An 18,377-nucleotide genomic window follows, 5' to 3' on the forward strand; every position below is an offset into this window, starting at 1 on the left:
GATGTTTAATTAACTATTTAAATAGCCGCTATGATCTGCCCATCTAACTCAATAAAATACGAGCCTCCTCCTTGACGCTGAGCAAGGCAGCGGCGATGGGATTGCCCTGTGAAAAGGAGTTTTTGAGCAGGGCTTGACGCAAGTCGTCGGCATTGCGCAGGTTTTCCGCAGCAGCTTGAGTGCGTATTTCCTGCAACAGTTTGCTCTTGCTGTTGCGAACGATGATCCACAGATTTTCCGAAATGTAGATTTGCTGGGAGAGGTTGTATTCAAATTCCTGTTCAATATGTTGAACCAACAGGGTTTCATAAGCCGATTTCTCTTGAGATATCGGAGCGATACGCAGCAAGAGATTCTTTAAGTCGTTGCGTTCAAAAAACAGGGTCAGGCGTTCGTAAGCCTGTAGGCGCAAGTTGAATTTATCCTTTTCAAAACTGTGAACCGCGGGGGGTGGGGGCGTTGTTTTTTCGGTTTGTTTGACGAATTCCGAAAAGTAAAAATAGGCCACAGCACCGGTTACGATTGCCGGAAACGTATAGGAGAAAGTTTCTAATAAAAAATCGAACTGCATAGAATCAAGGGGATTTATCAACTGTCAAAATAAGGGATAATTTCCTAGACTATCAAAATTTTTTTAGGCTATTAAAAACTTGTTATAACGGCTAAGGAGTAGTATTTTTGAACTTTGGATCTACATTATGCAAAACTATATAAGTCAATTAAATGAGGCGCAACAAGCGCCTGTATTACAGAAAGATGGGCCAATGATTGTTATCGCTGGAGCAGGCTCGGGGAAAACCCGAGTTTTGACTTTGCGCATTGCCTATTTAATGAACCAGGGAGTAGACGCCTTTAACATCCTTTCGCTGACCTTTACCAATAAGGCTGCGCGAGAGATGAAAACGCGTATTTCGCAAATTGTGGGAAGTTCCGAAGCCAAAAACCTTTGGATGGGAACCTTTCACTCGGTTTTTGCCAAGATACTGCGTTCCGAAGCAGATAAGCTGGGTTATCCTTCCAATTTTACGATTTACGATTCGCAAGACAGCTTGCGACTGATCGGACAAATTATCAAGGAAATGCAGTTGGATCGCGATGTGTACAAACCCAAACAGGTTTTGAGTCGAATATCCTCCTTCAAAAACAGTTTGATCACCGTTAAGGCCTATTACGACAATGCCGACTTACAAGAAGCCGACGCGATGAGTAAAAAGCCGCGTATGGGAGAGATTTATCAACACTATGTCGACCGCTGTTTCAAATCCGGTGCGATGGACTTTGACGATTTACTCTTAAAGACCAACGAGCTCTTGACGCGTTTTCCCGATGTGTTGATGAAGTATCAGGACCGCTTTCGCTATATCTTAGTCGATGAGTACCAGGATACCAACCACTCGCAATACTTGATTGTACGCGCCTTGTCCGATCGCTTTCAAAACATCTGCGTTGTGGGCGATGATGCCCAAAGTATCTACGCCTTCCGCGGGGCCAATATCAACAACATCCTAAACTTTCAAAAGGATTACGACAACGTGCAAACCTATCGTTTGGAGCAGAACTACCGATCGTCTAAAAACATCGTAGAAGCGGCCAATACGATCATTGATAAAAACAAGGTCAAACTCGAGAAAATCGTTTGGACCGCCAACGACTTCGGTCCCAAGATAAAAGTACACCGCTCTTTGACCGATGGAGAAGAAGGCCGCTTTGTAGCGGGAACCATCTTTGAGGAAAAGATGCGCAACCAACAGAAAAACGGCGATTTCGCCATTTTATATCGCACCAACGCCCAGTCGAGAGCGATGGAGGACGCCCTGAGAAAACGCGATATTCCCTACAGAATTTACGGAGGGCTATCGTTTTATCAGCGCAAGGAAATCAAAGATGTCTTGAGCTATTTGCGCTTGGTAATCAATCCCAAGGACGAAGAAGCACTGGTGCGGGTCATCAATTACCCCGCTCGCGGAATCGGGCATACCACCATAGACAAACTGACCATAGCGGCCAATCATTACAAGCGCTCCATCTATGAAATTATGGAGCACATCGATAAAATCGACTTAAAGATCACGGCGGGAACCAAGAACAAATTGACGGATTTTGTCAATATGATCAAGACCTTCCAAATCCTAAACGAAAATCAAGACGCCTATTTCTTAACCGATCACGTGGCAAAAAAATCGGGTTTGGTGCAAGAGTTAAAGAAGGATGCTACACCGGAGGGGATTACCAAGATGGAAAACATCGAGGAGTTGCTCAACGGTATCAAGGACTTTACCGAGGGGCAGAAAGAAGTTGATGGGGCTCGAGGTGCCTTGAGCGAATTTATGGAAGACGTGGCTTTGGCAACGGATTTAGACAACGACAAAGGCGATGACGACCGCGTGGCCTTGATGACGATTCACCTGGCTAAGGGGTTGGAATTTCCGACGGTTTTTTGCGTGGGTATGGAGGAAGACCTCTTTCCCAGCGCGATGAGTATGAGCACCCGAAGCGAATTGGAAGAGGAGCGTCGCTTGTTTTACGTAGCCCTAACCCGTGCCGAGCATCAGGCGTATTTGACCTATGCCCAGTCGCGTTACCGCTGGGGGAAACTCGTCGATAGTGAACCTTCTCGATTTATCGAGGAAATCGATTCTCAATACTTGGAATACCTAACGCCAACGGAAACCAATTACCGCTATAAACCGCGTATTAATACCGATATTTTTGGCGATGTCGACAAGTCCAAATTGCGGCTGCAAAAACCGGAAAGCGGTACACCGCCGACGTATTTGAAGCAAGAAGACAAGGTGGATCACAACATACGCAAGCTAAAACCGATGGCATCCAACGCAGGACCTGCGGCCCGATCGGCAGTGGATTACGGCTTGGAAGTCGGTCAATTGGTCATGCACGAGCGCTTTGGCAAAGGGCAAATCGTCAATTTAGAAGGAGCCGGAGCGGATAAAAAAGCAGAGATTAAGTTCGATGTGGGCGGTTTGAAAAAACTGCTGTTGCGATTTGCAAAATTGCAAATTTTAGGTTAACTTATACCGACAGTAAAAACGGAACGATATGGCAAAATTTATTAAGATTTACCCCGATAATCCCAATGCTAAAGAAATTGCGAAAGTTGTTCGCATATTGAGAGAGGGTGGTTTGGTGATCTATCCCACAGATACGGTTTACGGTTTGGGTTGTGATATTACCAACAGCAAAGCTTTGGAGAAAATTGCGCGCATTAAGGGAATCAAATTGGATAAGGCAAACTTTTCCTTTGTGTGCCACGATTTGAGCAATATTTCGGACTATGTCAAACAGATCGAAACCTCGACCTTTAAGATTTTAAAGCGGAGTTTACCCGGTCCATATACCTTTATTCTTCCGGGAAACAACAGCCTTCCCAAGGAGTTTAAAAAGAAGAAAACCGTGGGTATCCGTGTTCCAGACAACAGTATCGCCTTGGAACTCGTGCGTCAATTGGGCAATCCCATAGTGTCGACTTCGATTTACGACGAGGATTCGGTAGTGGAATACACCACCGATCCCGAATTGATATTTGAAAAATGGCAAAACATCGTCGATGTGGTCATCGATGGTGGATTTGGAGACAATCAGGCCTCGACGATAATCGATTTGTCCGGACCAGAGCCCGAAGTACTCCGCGAGGGCAAAGGCAGCATAGATGTCTTTTAAATCGGATACTGCATACTTCTGAGAATCCGCAGGCCTAAGAGCAAGCGGGCTATACCGAAGAGATTTGTTAAAGCAGCCCATCGCTGCAAAGAAAATACCAAGGCTGCCTACAGAGGTAGCCTTTTTCCTTTTATGTACCAAGGCTTGGGGTTCGTCGGTCTTGAGTAGCCGCTCTGCGGTCTATCCGCTTAAAAACAGTCGAATAGCGGCGGGTTTTTGCTTTAAACACCGCCGAGCAGCAATGGCTTTATGGTTTTGTCGCAAAGGGATTGCCTACCGCAGAAAACAATTGCGATTGGCTCTAAAAACAAGCGCCTAAAAAAAGAACGGGCTTAAACCGCCGTCACAGCCTAAAATAGAAACACTCCAAAAGCAGATAATACCCAAAAATATTAGGCTTTTACATTCTAGTTTGTTATTTTTGTAGTCAGTTTATATTTAAAGCTAAACATATTTCACTATGAATTTACACGAATTTCAAGGTAAACAAATATTAGCAAGTTACGGAGTAAGAGTACAACGTGGCTATGTTGCTAACAACGCGGAAGAAGCGGTAGAAAAAGCAAAACAATTAACGGAAGAAACAGGTACTTCATGGTACGTGATCAAAGCTCAAATTCACGCAGGTGGACGCGGTAAAGGCGGCGGCGTTAAATTGGCTAAGAATTTAGATCAAGTAAAGGAAATTGCTGGTCAAATTATTGGTATGGACTTAATCACTCCACAGACTCCACCACAAGGTAAAAAGGTAAACCGCGTATTAGTAGCTGAAGATGTTTATTACCCTGGAGCAAGCGAGCCTTCTGAGTTTTATATGTCCGTACTTTTGGACCGTGCAAATGGCCGTAATATGATTATGTATTCTACCGAAGGGGGAATGGATATCGAAGAGGTAGCTGAAAACACACCGCATTTAATCTTTAAAGAAGAAGTTGATCCAAGTGTAGGACTTCAAGGTTTCCAAGCGAGAAAAATCGCTTTTAACTTAGGTCTTTCTGGCAATGCTTTTAAGGAGATGGTGAAATTCGTAGATGCGCTTTACAACGCTTATGTTGGAAGTGATTCATCTATGTTTGAAATCAACCCGGTATTAAAGACATCTGACGATAAAATTTTGGCTGTTGACGCTAAGGTTTCCTTGGATGACAATGCGCTTTACAGACAAAAAGAATACGCTGAAATGCGCGATATCTCAGAGGAAAACCCTATTGAGGTAGAAGCGAAAGAAGTGGGTCTAAACTATGTAGATTTAGACGGTACGGTTGGATGTATGGTAAACGGAGCTGGTTTGGCTATGGCTACTATGGATTTGATCAAATACGCAGGTTTTGAACCGGCTAACTTCTTGGACGTAGGTGGAACGGCTGACGCGAAACGCGTTGAAACGGCTTTCCGTATCATCTTAAAAGATCCAAACGTTAAAGCTATTTTGATTAACATCTTTGGAGGAATCGTTCGTTGTGACCGTGTTGCTCAAGGGGTTGTTGATGCATACAAAAACATGGGTGACGCTATTACAGTGCCAATCATCGTTCGCCTTCAAGGTACCAATGCAGAAATTGCAAAAGAATTAATCGATCAATCGGGTATGCCTATTTTATCTGCAGTGGAATTCCAAGAAGCTGCCGATCAAGTTAAAGCTGCTTTGTCTTAATCGAACTGATATAATCAAGTTAAAAAAGCCCGAACATTTTTTGTTTGGGCTTTTTTTATGGCGTAAAAAAACCGCTGGAAAAATCAATGTTTTCCAGCGGTTTTTTATTTATTCGTCCTCCTTCTTTTTGGGTTTTCCGTTGTTGAATTTAACGTTTCCAAGCGGGTTAAACTTTTTGTTTTTAGGGTCATTCTTTTTGTTATTCGACTTCGAATACGACTTGGGTTTAGACGGAGAAGTAGCCGGTCTATCCTTGCGGTCTTTTTGGTCGTAATCCTTAGAAGGCGTCGTTTTATGCGCTTTGATCACGTCCATCGGAACTTTGGGTTCCTCTTTAGTTCCGCGTAAATGGATGACTAAGGCGTTTAAAAAATTGCGCAATACCTGATCACCACACTCTATGTATTTCGGGTGCTCGGGTGCTCTAAAGAAATTCCCGATTTCGCCCTTTGAAATTCTAAAATCTACCAATTCCAAAATTTCTATGATTTGATCGTCGCGCAATTGCAAGGCTACACGCAATTTTTTAAAAATATCGTTGTTCGTCATTATTGTGATTAATTTTTACAAAAGTACTAATTATATTTGTAGAATTTGTGAATTCCGGCATTTGTCTACAAGAGGATTTGCAAGCAGCGCTCTTAGATTTTTTCCTTTAACGCATTGATTTCATCGCGCAGTCTGGCCGCCTGCATAAAGTCCAAGTCCTTAGCAGCGACTTCCATGGCTTTCCTCTTTTCGCGGATGGCCTTTTCAATATCTGCTTTGCTGGCGTATTTAAGATTGTTTTCGGCTACGGCGGCAAAGTGTGTCGTCGGATCGGACAACATATCCTTGGTGAGTTCACCGGAGATCTTTTTGTTTAACGCCTTGGGTACCAAGCCGTGTTGCAAGTTATAGGCGTGCTGTTTTCCGCGTCTGTATTCGGTTTCATCCAAGGTTTTTTGCATGCTATCGGTAATCTTATCCGCATACATAATCGCCCTGCCGTTGATGTTCCGAGCAGCGCGTCCCACGGTCTGCGTCAAGGAACGGTGACTCCTCAAAAAGCCCTCCTTATCCGCATCTAAAATCGCGACTAAAGACACTTCTGGCAAATCCAATCCCTCTCGAAGCAAGTTGACTCCGATCAAGACATCGAAAATACCCTTTCTCAGATCCTGCATGATTTCGACGCGTTCCAAGGTATCGATATCCGAGTGGATATAGCGACAGCGTATTGACATCCGATCTAAGTACTTGGCCAATTCCTCTGCCATTCTCTTGGTCAAGGTGGTGACCAGTACCCGTTCGTCCACTTCCACGCGTTTTTGGATTTCTTCTATTAGGTCGTCGATCTGGTTGAGACTGGGGCGCACTTCGATGATGGGATCCAACAGCCCGGTAGGGCGAATGACCTGCTCGACAAAGACGCCTTCCGATTTTTCCATTTCATAATTGGCCGGCGTAGCCGACACAAAGATAACTTGGTTTTGCATCGACTCAAATTCCTCAAATTTCAATGGTCTGTTGTCCATGGCAGCGGGCAGGCGAAAACCGTATTCCACCAGGTTTTCCTTCCGAGATCGGTCGCCGCCATACATGGCGTGTACCTGAGAAATGGTCACGTGACTCTCGTCGACCACCATTAAAAAGTCGTTGGGAAAATAGTCCAGCAAACAAAAGGGTCTGGTACCCGGTAAACGTCCGTCCAAATAGCGGGAATAATTCTCAATACCCGAGCAATAGCCCAATTCGCGAATCATTTCGAGGTCAAAATTGGTGCGTTCCTCGAGTCGTTTGGCTTCGAGATGCTTGCCGATTTCCTTGAAATAGTCTACTTGCTTAACCAAATCCTGTTGAATTTCCCAGATGGCATTTTGCAACACATCGGGAGAGGTGACAAACATATTGGCGGGATAGATATTGAGTTGGGTGTATTTTTCGATTACCTGAGAATTCTTGGGGTCAAATACTTCGATATCTTCGATTTCATCGCCAAAGAAGTGAATGCGAAAGGGGTTGTCGGCATAACTGGGAAATACCTCTACCGTATCGCCCTTAATTCGAAAGGTGCCCGGTAAAAAGTCCGCCTCTGTTCGCGAATAAAGACTTTGCACCAGTCGGTGCAAAAACTTGGTTCTACTGATGACCTGATCCAATTCGATGCTCACCACGTTTTTTTGAAACTCCACCGGATTTCCAATACCGTATAAACACGATACCGAAGCGATGACGATGATGTCCCGGCGTCCGGACAATAGGGAAGAAGTCGTGCTCAAACGCATTTTTTCCAGTTCCTCATTGATCGAAAGGTCCTTTTCTATATAGGTACCCGTAACCGGAATAAAGGCTTCGGGTTGGTAATAGTCGTAATAAGACACAAAGTACTCCACCGCATTATTGGGGAAAAACTGCTTAAATTCCGAGTACAGCTGTGCAGCCAGGGTTTTGTTATGCGCCAAAACCAAGGTGGGTTTCTGAACCTCTTGGATGACATTGGCCACGGTAAAGGTCTTCCCCGAACCGGTAACACCCAGTAGGGTTTGATACTTGTCGCCGTCCCTGATTCCCTGCGCCAATTTTTGTATAGCACTAGGTTGATCACCCGTAGGTTGATAATCCGATACTACTTTAAAATCCATAGTGATATTTTTTGTAAAAGTAAGGTATATTCCAAATAAAAAGGCATAAAAAAAGCGCAAGATATACTTGCGCTTTTGGAGTTATTCGTATAAAATTCCTTCGAATTATTTCACTTTGAAAATTACTCTACGAGCAATTTCACGTGCTTTGTCAGAAGATTTTTCCACTGAATTATCAACGCCATTTCCAGTTACTGAAATTTTAGAAGCAGCAATTCCCGATTTTTCTAAAATGTTTTTCACTGCAGTTGCACGTTTTTCAGACAATTGTTTGTTGTAGTTAGAGTTTCCACCTACAGCATCCGCATAACCAATTACTTCGATAGAAGCAGAAGGGTTACTTCTCAAATACGTTACGATAAAGTTGATTCCATCGCTTGATGAAGCAGTAGGTTGAGATTTGTTAAAATCAAAATATACAGCAACATAACCTTTGTTGATCAATTCTTTAACCAAAGCACTGTCTTCAACAGTCATGGTTTGTTCTTTCTGGTTTCCGTATTTCTCCTCTAAGTAAGATTCGAAACTATCTGGAATACCGTTGTTGTTTTTATCGATTGAACGACCTTTAACATCAACCATAGCACCAGCAGGTGTATTTGGCTCTTGGTCTAAATAATCTGGCACACCATCGTTGTCAGAATCAATCATTTTGTTTTCAACATCGGTCATTCTGCTTTCCAATTCAGCCAATTTGTTGGTTGAAGAATCGCCATAATACCAGTCAGCATGTGTTCCATTTCCACCTAAGTAGATAGAAAGACCTAAAGTAGCATTGTACAATGCTCCTTGAATACCGCGGCTAGAAATGTTTTCTGTACCGTCAAAAGTAATGTTTTGTCTAGCGTGTTTGATTACGGTAAAGTCAGCATTTAATGCAACTCTTTCCGATAATTTTAACTGACCTGTAAGACCAGCCATAACATTTACCATCTCATCTTTACCTGAGAAAGCATCACTAGTCATCCATGAATAACCTGCACCAGCGTGAGCTTGTACGTTTAAGACTTTAGTCCACTCTTCGAAATTTAAAACTCTACCCAAGTTAACTACCCCTTGCAAGCTAGTTCTGTAGTACTGAGTTTCGAATTTTTTACTATCGTCATCGTTTTCCATTTTGTCGTAACCAAAGTCAGCTTTAACACCGAATTTGTTGTTGAACATATAACGAACACCACCATCAGCATGGATAAAACCAAAAGTATCTGTGAAATATCCAGAAGAAAGGGGGCCTGTAGGTTTAGTTAAACCTGCGTTTAAGTCAACTGACCATTTGTTGTAAGGACGCTCTTGAGCATTCATTGATCCGAAAGCAAGAACTGTAGCTAATACTGGTAATGCAATTTTTTTCATAATTTCTTTTTTTTTTTAATAATTACTCTTAAAAATGCTATATTCCAGCATTTGTAAGAGCTGTTACTATTGCAAATATAAAACAAAAATATGTATTCTTAAAAAAAAACCGCGTTTTTTCAATTAAAACGATAACTTTAGCAAATTTAATGATTTTTTTAACATTTTATTAATGATTAAATATGGTTTTAAATTAATATCTAGTTTATTATGTACGCTTCTAAAATTTTTGTCACCGTCGATACGGTGATTTTGTGTCCTGCGGATTCCGATTATAAATTACTGCTGATCAAAAGAAAGAACGATCCGTTTAAAGAGCATTGGGCTTTGCCCGGCGGCTTTGTCGATGAGAACGAAGACCTCGAACAGGCGGCAATTCGAGAACTGGAGGAGGAAACTGCAGTCGCAGTTCGCGATTTATCTCAAATTGGCGCTTTTGGAAAACCCTTTAGAGATCCGCGTTCCCATGTGGTTAGCATAGCGTATTACGGGCTGTTGGAGCGTGAAGTTCCGGCAAAAGCACAAGATGATGCCAAAGAAGTTGGTTGGTTTTCCATTAAAAACTTACCTTTGTTGGCCTTTGATCACCAAGAGATTGTCGATGAGGCGTTAAAGCGATTTTTACATGACCAATATATATAGGAGTAGAAGATGGGTTAAACCCGAGGATTTGAATGCCAACAGCACTTTGTTCGGAGGCACGCTGTTGTCGTGGATCTCTGAAGAAGCGGCATCTATGGCAATCATCAACTTGGAGAACAATAAAATTGTATCCAAACACATGTCGGAAATCAATTTTATGAGCACCGCCAAGCAGTCGGATATCATTGAAATTCGCTTGGAGGTGACCCATTATGGCCGGAGCTCGATTACCTTAAAGTGTCAGGTCTTCAACACCATGACCAGCGAGCTCATCATTACGGTGGAAACCATTACCATGGTCAATTTAAACGACCAAGGGCAACCGACGGCACACGGAGTTACGAAATCAAAATCATTTTTATAATTATCAATACGCTTACACATGACCAACAATAATATTTACAAGTCGAGAAAGTGGGTAAAACCCGAAGATCTAAACGCCAACAGTACGTTATTTGGAGGAAAACTATTGGCGTGGATTGATGAAGAGGCGGCGTTGTTTGCCGTTTTAATCCTCAAGAATAGGAGAGTGGTCACCAAATACATGACCGAAATCAACTTTATGAGCTCGGCGCGGCAGTCGGACATTATCGAAATTCAGTTTGAGATTACCAAATTTGGCAAGACCTCCCTGCAAATCAAGTGTTCGGTATTTAATATTATGACCAAGGAATCCATCATTACCGTTGAGGCCATTACCATGGTACACTTGGGTGAGGACGGAAAACCAACCCCACACGGATTGACAGATTTGGGATGGTTTTAATCACAAATTGATTAGATTGATTCAGTTTGCGAATTGTTAAAAATAAATAGGGGAGTTGCCTTTAAATAAAAATCGAGTGGATAAACGCGTTGCGGAAAACGGCGCTTGATTCACTCGATTTTTGTATTTCACACAGCCGAAAAGCCTGTGGTATATTTTCTTTATGCCGGAGTATCTTCTTTGAGCATTTTGAATTCCACGTAAAAAGTTCCAAATGGAATTAGCGAAGCGATGCAGATCAAAAAGTATTTGGTCCAGCTCCATTTTAATTCAAATTTAAGTACGGTAGCCAGTACGATATACGCGATAAACAACAAACCGTGCGCCATTCCCACAGGGCTAATCAATTCGGGTTTATCCATAAAGTACTTCATGGGCATGGCGATAAAAAACAGGGCAAGAAGGGAAACACCCTCTAAAAAAGCGATAATTTTAAAAATTTTCAACATGAAAAATGTGATTTTTTAGGTTATGAGTTTAGGGAACTAAAGTACTGTTTTTAACGGGTTTTCCCAAGGTATTTAAACGAAAAAAGGCCCCGATATTTTCGGAGCCTTTTGAGGGTGATGACGTTAAAAAATTAAGCGCCTTGCAAGGCGGCATTGTAATCTTTTAAATCAGCTATATTGTGTTTGTTGTTTAAATCGGTAAATAGAGAAAGGATGTACTGCAAGCTTTCCATGTTGTTTTCCGTTACAGGCTCTTTAGTGATTTCCACAGGATTTTCCTCATCGATGGGTTCATCTGAAGGAATATCTATTAAAAAGGCTCCATTTGCCAAGACGTGTTCGTATGTTAAACGAATTGCTTTTACCAATATCGGATTTTCTTCTAAGAGTGCAAATTCTCTTAATTTTTTTAAGTCGGTAACAAAATCTTCTACAACAAGTCCGTTAGCGATTAAATCTGACTGGACTTTCTTGATTAATTTTTGAGCATGGGAATTTTCCACTGTAATATCTTTAAATTAAAAAATCATTTCGGATTGCAAAAATAATCTTTTCTAATTTGAATACTAATCTTATTGGAATATTTTTACTGTTAATATTTGCTTTTTTTACGCTACAGCATTTATTTATAGAAATATAGGCGATTTTTATTCGCATTATCCTTTTTATAGTCGCAATTAGAGAATTGTATGTTAAGGAATACTGACGAGCGCGATTGGTGGATTTTTATTGCTTTTTAAATACGGGCGCAATTGCCGACAACCATAATTTTTTCTCGTATGGGCGAATTACAGCGGCAATCCAAAACCAGACATGAAGTCTCGAGCGTAAAAACACCCCTTTTTGATATATATATTATTGAACGATAATATATATTATGTAAAATAGAAAATAAGTAATACAGCACACGGCGCCATTGCTCCGGTCTGTTGCGCTTTATGTAGCGATGAATACTCCTACTGTGCTACCGCTATAAGCACATTTAATGTCAATAAAGAGAATCCCGGTAAACAGCGATCCGGTGTTGATAAAAAATAAACTATATTCTTTACATTTGTCGCTGACTAATATGTCGTCCAAATGATCTATTTACTATTAAGCATCTTGTGCAGTGTTTCCGTTGGCGTACTCTTAAAGCTGACCAAGGACAAAGGCACGAATATATTTCAGCTGGTCAGCGTCAATTATCTGGTTGCGCTATTGCTGTGTTATCTGTTGTTTCCGATTGATTTAAGCGCGATTCCCAGCGATTTGCCCTGGTTGGTTTTGATACCGTTGAGCTTGTTGTTGCCAACGATATTCGTGGTTTTGTTTCACGCTGTAAATTTGGTGGGCATCGTCAAAACCGATATCGCACAGCGCTTGTCTCTGGTAATTCCGATACTGGCAGCCATTAGTATATTCGGTGAACAGATCAGCACGCTGAAATATGTGGGCTTGGGCTTTGGGTTGTTGGCTATTTACTTTACGCTGAGCAAAAGGGAAACCGCCGAGGTATCGCATAAAAATGCTGGTTTATTTCCGTTGTTGGTCTTTATAGGATTTGGGGTTATCGATGTTTTGTTTAAGCAGATTGCCTTGTATACCGCATTGCCGTACACCACGTCGCTCTTCTTTGTCTTTGTGCTGGCCTTAGTGGTATCCTTATTGATCAACGCGTATCGAATGCTGGTCAAATCCGATGTTCTTAGCGTTAAGAACCTCTATTTTGGGATTCCCTTAGGGCTGCTCAATTTTTCAAACATCTATTTTTACCTCAAAGCGCACCGTTTGTTTGCCGACAATCCCACCACGGTTTTTGCCATGATGAATTTTGGCGTTATCCTGCTGGGAACTCTAATTGGTGTACTGTTCTTTAAAGAGCGCTTAAGTCGCAAAAACATCTGGGGATTGGGCATGGCTATCGCAGCGATCAGCCTGATTGCCACGGCCCAGTATTTAACATAAAAAAAGGGTAGAAGAACGCTGTGCTCCCCTACCCTTTTTAGTACTGTTTTTATAACTACTTGTTTTTCAGCGCAATGATTTGCTCGATGCTTTCGGGGTTAATCAAGGTGGAGATGTCTCCAAAATCTGCGGTATCGCCTTTGGCGATGGAGCGCAATATTCTACGCATGATTTTTCCCGAACGGGTTTTTGGCAAGGATTCCACAAATTCTATTTTGTCCAATTTGGCAATAGCGCCGATATGGCTGGAAATATAATTGTTGATCTCCTTGGTCAAGTTCTCTCTATCGCGGTATTCACCTTGTACTTTTAAGGTGATAAAACCGTATAGGGCCAAGCCTTTGATGTCGTGCGGATATCCGACCACGGCGCTTTCTGCTACTGCTGGATGCTCGTTGATTGCATCCTCAATCGGAGCGGTTCCCAGGTTGTGTCCCGAAACGATGACTACATCGTCGGTTCTACCGGTAATTCGATAATAGCCTACTTCGTCGCGCAATGCGCCATCTCCGGTGAAGTATTTTCCTGGAAACTGGGTAAAATAGGTATCGATATAGCGTTGGTGGTCGCCCCATATCGTTCGAGCCATAGAAGGCCATGGAAATTTGATACAGAGGTTACCATCGACTTGGTTGTCTTCAATTTCGTTGCGTTTTTCATCCATCAACACCGGTTGTATACCCGGTAGCGGCAGCGTGGCATAGGTCGGTTTGGTCGGTGTGATAAAGGGCAAGGGAGAAATCAGTATACTACCGGTTTCCGTTTGCCACCAGGTATCTACAATCGGGCATTTTTTCTTGCCCACATGATCGTTATACCAGTGCCATGCTTCCTCGTTTAGGGGTTCTCCTACCGAACCGATGACGCGCAAACTCGACAAATCGTGTTTGTTGACAAAACTGTAATCCTGCGCCATAAGCGAACGAATCGCCGTGGGTGCGGTATAGAATTGGGTAATTTTATATTTGTCTATAATGTCCCAGAAACGGCTGTAAGTGGGATGTGAAGGGACGCCTTCAAAGATTACGGTAGTTGCACCGTTGAGCAGCGGACCGTATAGGATGTAGGAATGTCCCGTTATCCAACCGATGTCGGCTGTACACCAAAAGATATCGCTATCGCGGTGGTCAAAAATATTTTTAAAGGAATAAGCGGTTTGCACCATATAGCCCGCGGTGGTATGAAGCATTCCCTTCGGCTGACCTGTCGATCCCGAGGTATAGAGTATAAACAGCGGATCTTCGGCGTCCATCACTACAGCGACGTGATTGGGTACTGCGGCTTCCAAGAGGGGTTCTAACCAGAGGTCTCTTCCGGGTTTCATCGCAACTTCGCTATGGGTGCGTTTGACAACCAAAACCTTTTCCACGCTTGGGCATTCTTCCAAGGCTTCGTCTATTAGGGGTTTAACCGCTATGGTTTTGCTGCCTCTAAAGTTTCCGTCGGAGGTGATGACCAATTTACAACGGGCATCGTTTACCCGTTTGGAGACGGCTGAAGAGGAGAATCCGGCAAATATAACGCTGTGGATGGCACCGATACGGGCACAAGCCAACATGCTTACCGCCAATTCGGGGATCATCGGTAAGTAAATACACACCCGGTCTCCTTTTTTAATGCCTTGATCTTGTAGGACGTTGGCCATTTTGGTTACGCGATTATACAGTTCATTGTAAGTGATGTGCTGCGCAGCTTCTTGGGGATCGTTGGGTTCAAAGATAATAGCGGTCTTCTCGCCTCTTTTGGCCAGATGACGATCGATACAGTTCTTTGTGATATTTAATTTTGCATTCGTAAACCATTTAAAATCGGCCTCAACCATATCGAACTCAAACACCTTATCCCAGGCCTGATACCAAACAAAATTTTCTTCTGCTATTTTGCTCCAGAACTTTCGCGGTTCGCGAACCGACTTTTTATAGTGTTTAAAGTACTGTTCTAAATTTTCGATTTTATAATAACTCATTTTCTTAAATGAAATTTAAATTAAAGACTTTTCGTATTTTATAAAAATAATGCTTTTAAAAAAATAAACAAAGATTTTATGATAGAATTACAGGCGTCTGCGGGCAAAAAGGCCATTTCTTCAAAAAATCTTATTACTTTTAAGGCGAATCCATAAAATCAAACACAATGTTCAACAAAAAAGCGCTTTTGAGCGTGCTGGTCAGTTCTAGTTTACTGACCCTTTCTTGCGATAAAAAGGGCGCCCAATCGGATTGGAACGATGCAAATCCCTTTTTCGCACCCAGTACTTTAGCCTATCAAACGGCGGATTTCAGCAAAATTAAAAACGGAGATTTCAAGCCTGCTTTACTCGAGGGAATGCGTCAGCAATTGGAAGAGATTGAAAAAATCACTTCGAATAAGGAGGCGGCAACTTTTGAAAACACTTTGGTAGAACTGGAAAAATCCGGTCAGTTACTCACTCGGGTAAGCAATGTTTTTGGCTTGTTGACCGGAGCGGACACCAATGCGGAGTTGCAAAAGGTAGAAGAGGAATTGTCTAAAGATTTTGCTGCACATAGCGATGCGATCTATTTAAACGATTTGCTATTTCAGCGTATCAAAGCGCTTTACGGTCAAAGGGAAAACTTGAAGTTAGATGCGGAATCCACGCGATTACTCGACCACTATTACGACGCGTTTGTATTGGCTGGAGCTGACTTATCTCAGGAGAACAAAGAGCGCTTAAAAGTGATCAACGGAGAAATAGCGGCTTTAAACACCCAGTTTTCCAATCAGTTGTTGGCGGCAACCAAGGCCGGAGGTGTGAGCTTTACCAAAGACGAACTTGAGGGTTTGGATGAAAACACCCTGAGTTCTTACCTGCAAAAAGACGGCAGTTATTTGATCAGTTTAATCAATACCACCCAACAGCCCGACTTAATCAGTATGTCTCAAAAAGATGCCCGTGCCAAATTGTTTAAGGCTTCGTGGAGCAGAGCGGAGAAAGGCGATGCCAACGACACCCGAGCGGCGATTTTAGAACTGGTTAAGAAGCGCGCAGAAAAGGCACAACTATTGGGGTATCAAAATTATGCGCAATGGAGTTTAAAGGATCAGATGGCGCAAACACCGGAGGCGGTGAATTCGTTGTTGGATCAGTTGATTCCGGCATCTACGGCAATTGCCAAAGCAGAAGCGCAGGATATTCAAAACCTGCTCAACGCAGAGCCCGCTCCATTTGAGCTTACAGCAGCGGATTGGGATTTTTATGCCGAAAAGATTCGCAAGGCGAAATACAACATAGACGAAAACGAGACAAAACCTTATTTTGAGGTGAATACGGTATTGGAAAAGGGCGTGTTTTACATGGCCGAACAATTGTACGGCATCACCTTTAAAAAGCGTACCGACCTGCCTGTTTGGAATGAAGACGTACAGGTATATGAATTGTTTAACGAAGACAAAACCTCGATCGGTTTGTTTTACGGAGATTTTTATAAGAGAGACTCCAAACGCGGTGGTGCTTGGATGAGCAATATCGTGGGACAGTCCAAATTGCTTAACACCAAGCCCGTTATTTACAACGTGTCCAATTTTACCAAACCAGCAGCTGGGCAACCTGCTTTGATCAGTTTTGACGATGTAACGACCCTGTTCCACGAATTTGGTCATGCCCTACACGGTTTCTTTGCCGATCAAACGTATCCAACCCTGTCTGGAACGAATGTATCTCGTGATTTTGTAGAGTTTCCATCTCAATTCCACGAGCATTTTGCCGTGGTACCAGCGGTGTTGAAAAACTACGCCATCCACTACAAGACAGGCGAAGTGATGCCGGAGGCCTTGTTGCAGAAAATGCTTAATGCGATGAGCTTTAACAAGGGCTACGCCATGACGGAAATGTTGGCGGCCACATCGCTGGATCTCGCTTGGCATACGCTCGGCGTTGACGCTACGGTAGCAGATGTCGATCAATTTGAGCAGCGCGCACTAGCGACCAAAGGTTTAGATTTGGCGCAGGTTCCGCCGCGATACCGCTCTTCGTACTTCAGCCATATTTTTGCCGGTGGTTATGCAGCGGGCTATTATGCGTATTTATGGGCAGAAATGCTCGATCACGACGCCTATAGCTGGTTGGAAGAAAACGGTGGAATGACCCGTCAAAACGGACAGCGTTTGCGCGATCAGGTCTTCTCCCGTGGAAATTCGGAGGAATTGACCAAGTTGTACAAAAACTTTAGAGGGCAAGAGCCTTCGATAAATCCGATGTTAAAAGCGAGAGGTCTCGTTGAATAACCGGAAATTCAGCTTTATAAAAAAGGCGTTATCTCGATGATAACGCCTTTTTTTATTGGGTTTTGGCCGTGTTAAAACAAGGATGTTGCCAGCTTGTTTTTGGTTGCTTCAACCTCTTGGATCAAATTTTTAAATACGTTTTCTACCGTATCGATTTTATGGATAATTCCCGCTATTTGTCCGATTTCCAATTCCCCTTCTACCAAGTCCCCTTCAAACATACCGCGTTTCGCTCGAGCTCTACCCAAGTATTCCTGGAGTTGTTCTACGCTGGGATGGGTTTGGTATAAAGCGGCTAAGCCCTGATAAAATTCGTTTTTAATCAGGCGTACCGGAGCGAGTTCCTTTAGGGTGAGTAAGGTGTCGCCCTCGCCTACTTCCAAGAGCAAATTCTTAAAATTGTCGTGAGCCGAACTCTCCACTGTAGCGGCAAAGCGCGTACCCATTTGTACCCCATCGGCTCCTAGGGCCATTGCAGCGACTATTCCCTGCCCCGAGGCTATACCTCCTGCGGCGATTAAGGGAATAGCAATATGCTCTTTTACCATCGGAATCAAGGTCAGGGTTGTGGTTTCTTCGCGTCCGTTGTGACCGCCTGCTTCAAATCCTTCGGCAACCACGGCATCAACACCGGCTTCCTGCGCTTTAAGCGCAAATTTGGAAGAGCTCACCACGTGTACGACCACTATTCCGTGTTCCTTTAAAAAAGGGGTCCATGTCTTGGGATTACCCGCAGAGGTAAAGACGATTTTAACGCCTTCTTCTACCAGTATATCCATGATTTCGGACACGTTGGGATAAAGCATAGGCACGTTAACACCAAAGGGTTTGTCCGTGGCTTTTTGACATTTTTGTATGTGTGCTCTTAGTACATCCGGATACATCGATCCGGCACCGATAAGACCTAATCCGCCGGCATTGCTAACGGCACTGGCCAATTTATAACCCGAATTCCAAATCATTCCCCCTTGAATTATGGGGTACTCAATGCCGAAGAGCTGTGTTATTTTGTTTGTCAT

16 protein-coding genes are annotated in these 18,377 nt (G+C 43.0%); 8 read left to right on the forward strand and 8 right to left on the reverse strand.

The genetic code is table 11. The features are described 5' to 3' along the window. Window positions 1-43: 43 nt before the first annotated feature. Window positions 44-571 (reverse strand): hypothetical protein, encoded by a 528-nt coding sequence (locus ACQZ43_RS12200; RefSeq protein WP_430612962.1) that lies wholly within the window; start codon window positions 569-571, stop codon window positions 44-46. Window positions 572-698: 127 nt separating this feature from the next. Between ACQZ43_RS12200 and ACQZ43_RS12205 the strand changes: the two genes are divergently transcribed. The 3 genes from ACQZ43_RS12205 (at window position 699) to sucC (ending at window position 5,332) form a co-directional block, all read left to right on the forward strand. After that, on the forward strand, window positions 699-3,029 hold the full coding sequence (locus ACQZ43_RS12205) for an ATP-dependent helicase (RefSeq protein WP_430612963.1): 2,331 nt from the start codon (window positions 699-701) through the stop codon (window positions 3,027-3,029). 28 nt (window positions 3,030-3,057) lie between these two features. Continuing rightward, entirely contained in the window at window positions 3,058-3,678 is a 621-nt protein-coding gene (locus tag ACQZ43_RS12210; protein ID WP_430612964.1) for an L-threonylcarbamoyladenylate synthase, read from the forward strand. Between the two features lie 460 nt (window positions 3,679-4,138). Continuing rightward, on the forward strand, window positions 4,139-5,332 hold the full coding sequence (gene sucC, locus ACQZ43_RS12215; RefSeq protein WP_430612965.1) for an ADP-forming succinate--CoA ligase subunit beta: 1,194 nt from the start codon (window positions 4,139-4,141) through the stop codon (window positions 5,330-5,332). A gap of 108 nt (window positions 5,333-5,440) precedes the next feature. Here sucC and ACQZ43_RS12220 read toward each other — a convergent pair whose 3' ends face one another. The 3 genes from ACQZ43_RS12220 to ACQZ43_RS12230 form a co-directional block, all read right to left on the reverse strand. Beyond that, on the reverse strand, window positions 5,441-5,881 hold the full coding sequence (locus ACQZ43_RS12220; RefSeq protein WP_430612966.1) for a DUF1456 family protein: 441 nt from the start codon (window positions 5,879-5,881) through the stop codon (window positions 5,441-5,443). A 92-nt stretch (window positions 5,882-5,973) separates the two neighbouring features. After that, on the reverse strand, window positions 5,974-7,956 hold the full coding sequence (uvrB, locus tag ACQZ43_RS12225; protein WP_430612967.1) for an excinuclease ABC subunit UvrB: 1,983 nt from the start codon (window positions 7,954-7,956) through the stop codon (window positions 5,974-5,976). Window positions 7,957-8,061: 105 nt separating this feature from the next. Continuing rightward, window positions 8,062-9,309 (reverse strand): OmpA family protein, encoded by a 1,248-nt coding sequence (locus tag ACQZ43_RS12230; RefSeq protein WP_430612968.1) that lies wholly within the window; start codon window positions 9,307-9,309, stop codon window positions 8,062-8,064. 210 nt (window positions 9,310-9,519) lie between these two features. Between ACQZ43_RS12230 and ACQZ43_RS12235 the strand changes: the two genes are divergently transcribed. The 3 genes from ACQZ43_RS12235 to ACQZ43_RS12245 are packed head-to-tail and all read left to right on the forward strand — an operon-like array spanning window position 9,520 to window position 10,717. After that, the gene (locus ACQZ43_RS12235) at window positions 9,520-9,951 is read left to right on the forward strand and encodes an NUDIX domain-containing protein (protein ID WP_430612969.1); all 432 of its coding nucleotides are present in this window, start codon (window positions 9,520-9,522) and stop codon (window positions 9,949-9,951) included. Next, complete coding sequence (locus tag ACQZ43_RS12240; RefSeq protein ID WP_430612970.1) at window positions 9,935-10,315, forward strand: acyl-CoA thioesterase; 381 nt, start codon at window positions 9,935-9,937, stop codon at window positions 10,313-10,315. The genes ACQZ43_RS12235 and ACQZ43_RS12240 overlap by 17 nt, the downstream gene beginning before the upstream one ends. 18 nt (window positions 10,316-10,333) lie before the next feature. Beyond that, window positions 10,334-10,717 carry an acyl-CoA thioesterase gene (locus ACQZ43_RS12245; RefSeq protein ID WP_430612971.1) on the forward strand — a complete coding sequence of 128 codons (384 nt, stop codon included), beginning with the start codon at window positions 10,334-10,336 and terminating at the stop codon, window positions 10,715-10,717. Window positions 10,718-10,878: 161 nt separating this feature from the next. Here ACQZ43_RS12245 and ACQZ43_RS12250 read toward each other — a convergent pair whose 3' ends face one another. Next, window positions 10,879-11,166 (reverse strand): DUF3817 domain-containing protein, encoded by a 288-nt coding sequence (locus tag ACQZ43_RS12250; RefSeq protein WP_430612972.1) that lies wholly within the window; start codon window positions 11,164-11,166, stop codon window positions 10,879-10,881. Window positions 11,167-11,297: 131 nt separating this feature from the next. Continuing rightward, entirely contained in the window at window positions 11,298-11,669 is a 372-nt protein-coding gene (locus ACQZ43_RS12255; RefSeq protein WP_430612973.1) for a hypothetical protein, read from the reverse strand. 577 nt (window positions 11,670-12,246) lie between these two features. On the opposite strand from ACQZ43_RS12255, the gene ACQZ43_RS12260 reads away from it, so the two are divergent. Continuing rightward, window positions 12,247-13,113 carry an EamA family transporter gene (locus ACQZ43_RS12260; protein ID WP_430612974.1) on the forward strand — a complete coding sequence of 289 codons (867 nt, stop codon included), beginning with the start codon at window positions 12,247-12,249 and terminating at the stop codon, window positions 13,111-13,113. Window positions 13,114-13,168: 55 nt separating this feature from the next. Here the strand turns inward: ACQZ43_RS12260 and acs are convergent, their stop codons facing one another. Next, complete coding sequence (acs, locus tag ACQZ43_RS12265) at window positions 13,169-15,079, reverse strand: acetate--CoA ligase (RefSeq protein ID WP_430612975.1); 1,911 nt, start codon at window positions 15,077-15,079, stop codon at window positions 13,169-13,171. A 167-nt stretch (window positions 15,080-15,246) separates the two neighbouring features. Here acs and ACQZ43_RS12270 point away from each other — a divergent pair, with 167 nt between their 5' ends. Beyond that, window positions 15,247-17,358 carry a M3 family metallopeptidase gene (locus ACQZ43_RS12270; protein ID WP_430612976.1) on the forward strand — a complete coding sequence of 704 codons (2,112 nt, stop codon included), beginning with the start codon at window positions 15,247-15,249 and terminating at the stop codon, window positions 17,356-17,358. Window positions 17,359-17,429: 71 nt separating this feature from the next. Here the strand turns inward: ACQZ43_RS12270 and ACQZ43_RS12275 are convergent, their stop codons facing one another. Beyond that, the gene (locus ACQZ43_RS12275; protein WP_430612977.1) at window positions 17,430-18,377 is read right to left on the reverse strand and encodes an NAD(P)H-dependent flavin oxidoreductase; all 948 of its coding nucleotides are present in this window, start codon (window positions 18,375-18,377) and stop codon (window positions 17,430-17,432) included.

The sequence above is a fragment of the Flavobacterium sp. JP2137 genome (assembly GCF_050562195.1).
GTDB lineage: Bacteria > Bacteroidota > Bacteroidia > Flavobacteriales > Flavobacteriaceae > Flavobacterium.

Bases quoted from the DNA above. Each gene is read 5' to 3' on its own strand.
- ACQZ43_RS12200 (WP_430612962.1), bottom strand. From the start codon at position 571: ATGCAGTTCGATTTTTTATTAGAAACTTTCTCCTATACGTTTCCGGCA.
- ACQZ43_RS12205 (WP_430612963.1), top strand. From the start codon at position 699: ATGCAAAACTATATAAGTCAATTAAATGAGGCGCAACAAGCGCCTGTA.
- ACQZ43_RS12210 (WP_430612964.1), top strand. From the start codon at position 3,058: ATGGCAAAATTTATTAAGATTTACCCCGATAATCCCAATGCTAAAGAA.
- sucC (WP_430612965.1), top strand. From the start codon at position 4,139: ATGAATTTACACGAATTTCAAGGTAAACAAATATTAGCAAGTTACGGA.
- ACQZ43_RS12220 (WP_430612966.1), bottom strand. From the start codon at position 5,881: ATGACGAACAACGATATTTTTAAAAAATTGCGTGTAGCCTTGCAATTG.
- uvrB (WP_430612967.1), bottom strand. From the start codon at position 7,956: ATGGATTTTAAAGTAGTATCGGATTATCAACCTACGGGTGATCAACCT.
- ACQZ43_RS12230 (WP_430612968.1), bottom strand. From the start codon at position 9,309: ATGAAAAAAATTGCATTACCAGTATTAGCTACAGTTCTTGCTTTCGGA.
- ACQZ43_RS12235 (WP_430612969.1), top strand. From the start codon at position 9,520: ATGTACGCTTCTAAAATTTTTGTCACCGTCGATACGGTGATTTTGTGT.
- ACQZ43_RS12240 (WP_430612970.1), top strand. From the start codon at position 9,935: ATGACCAATATATATAGGAGTAGAAGATGGGTTAAACCCGAGGATTTG.
- ACQZ43_RS12245 (WP_430612971.1), top strand. From the start codon at position 10,334: ATGACCAACAATAATATTTACAAGTCGAGAAAGTGGGTAAAACCCGAA.
- ACQZ43_RS12250 (WP_430612972.1), bottom strand. From the start codon at position 11,166: ATGTTGAAAATTTTTAAAATTATCGCTTTTTTAGAGGGTGTTTCCCTT.
- ACQZ43_RS12260 (WP_430612974.1), top strand. From the start codon at position 12,247: ATGATCTATTTACTATTAAGCATCTTGTGCAGTGTTTCCGTTGGCGTA.
- acs (WP_430612975.1), bottom strand. From the start codon at position 15,079: ATGAGTTATTATAAAATCGAAAATTTAGAACAGTACTTTAAACACTAT.
- ACQZ43_RS12270 (WP_430612976.1), top strand. From the start codon at position 15,247: ATGTTCAACAAAAAAGCGCTTTTGAGCGTGCTGGTCAGTTCTAGTTTA.
- ACQZ43_RS12275 (WP_430612977.1), bottom strand. From the start codon at position 18,377: ATGACAAACAAAATAACACAGCTCTTCGGCATTGAGTACCCCATAATT.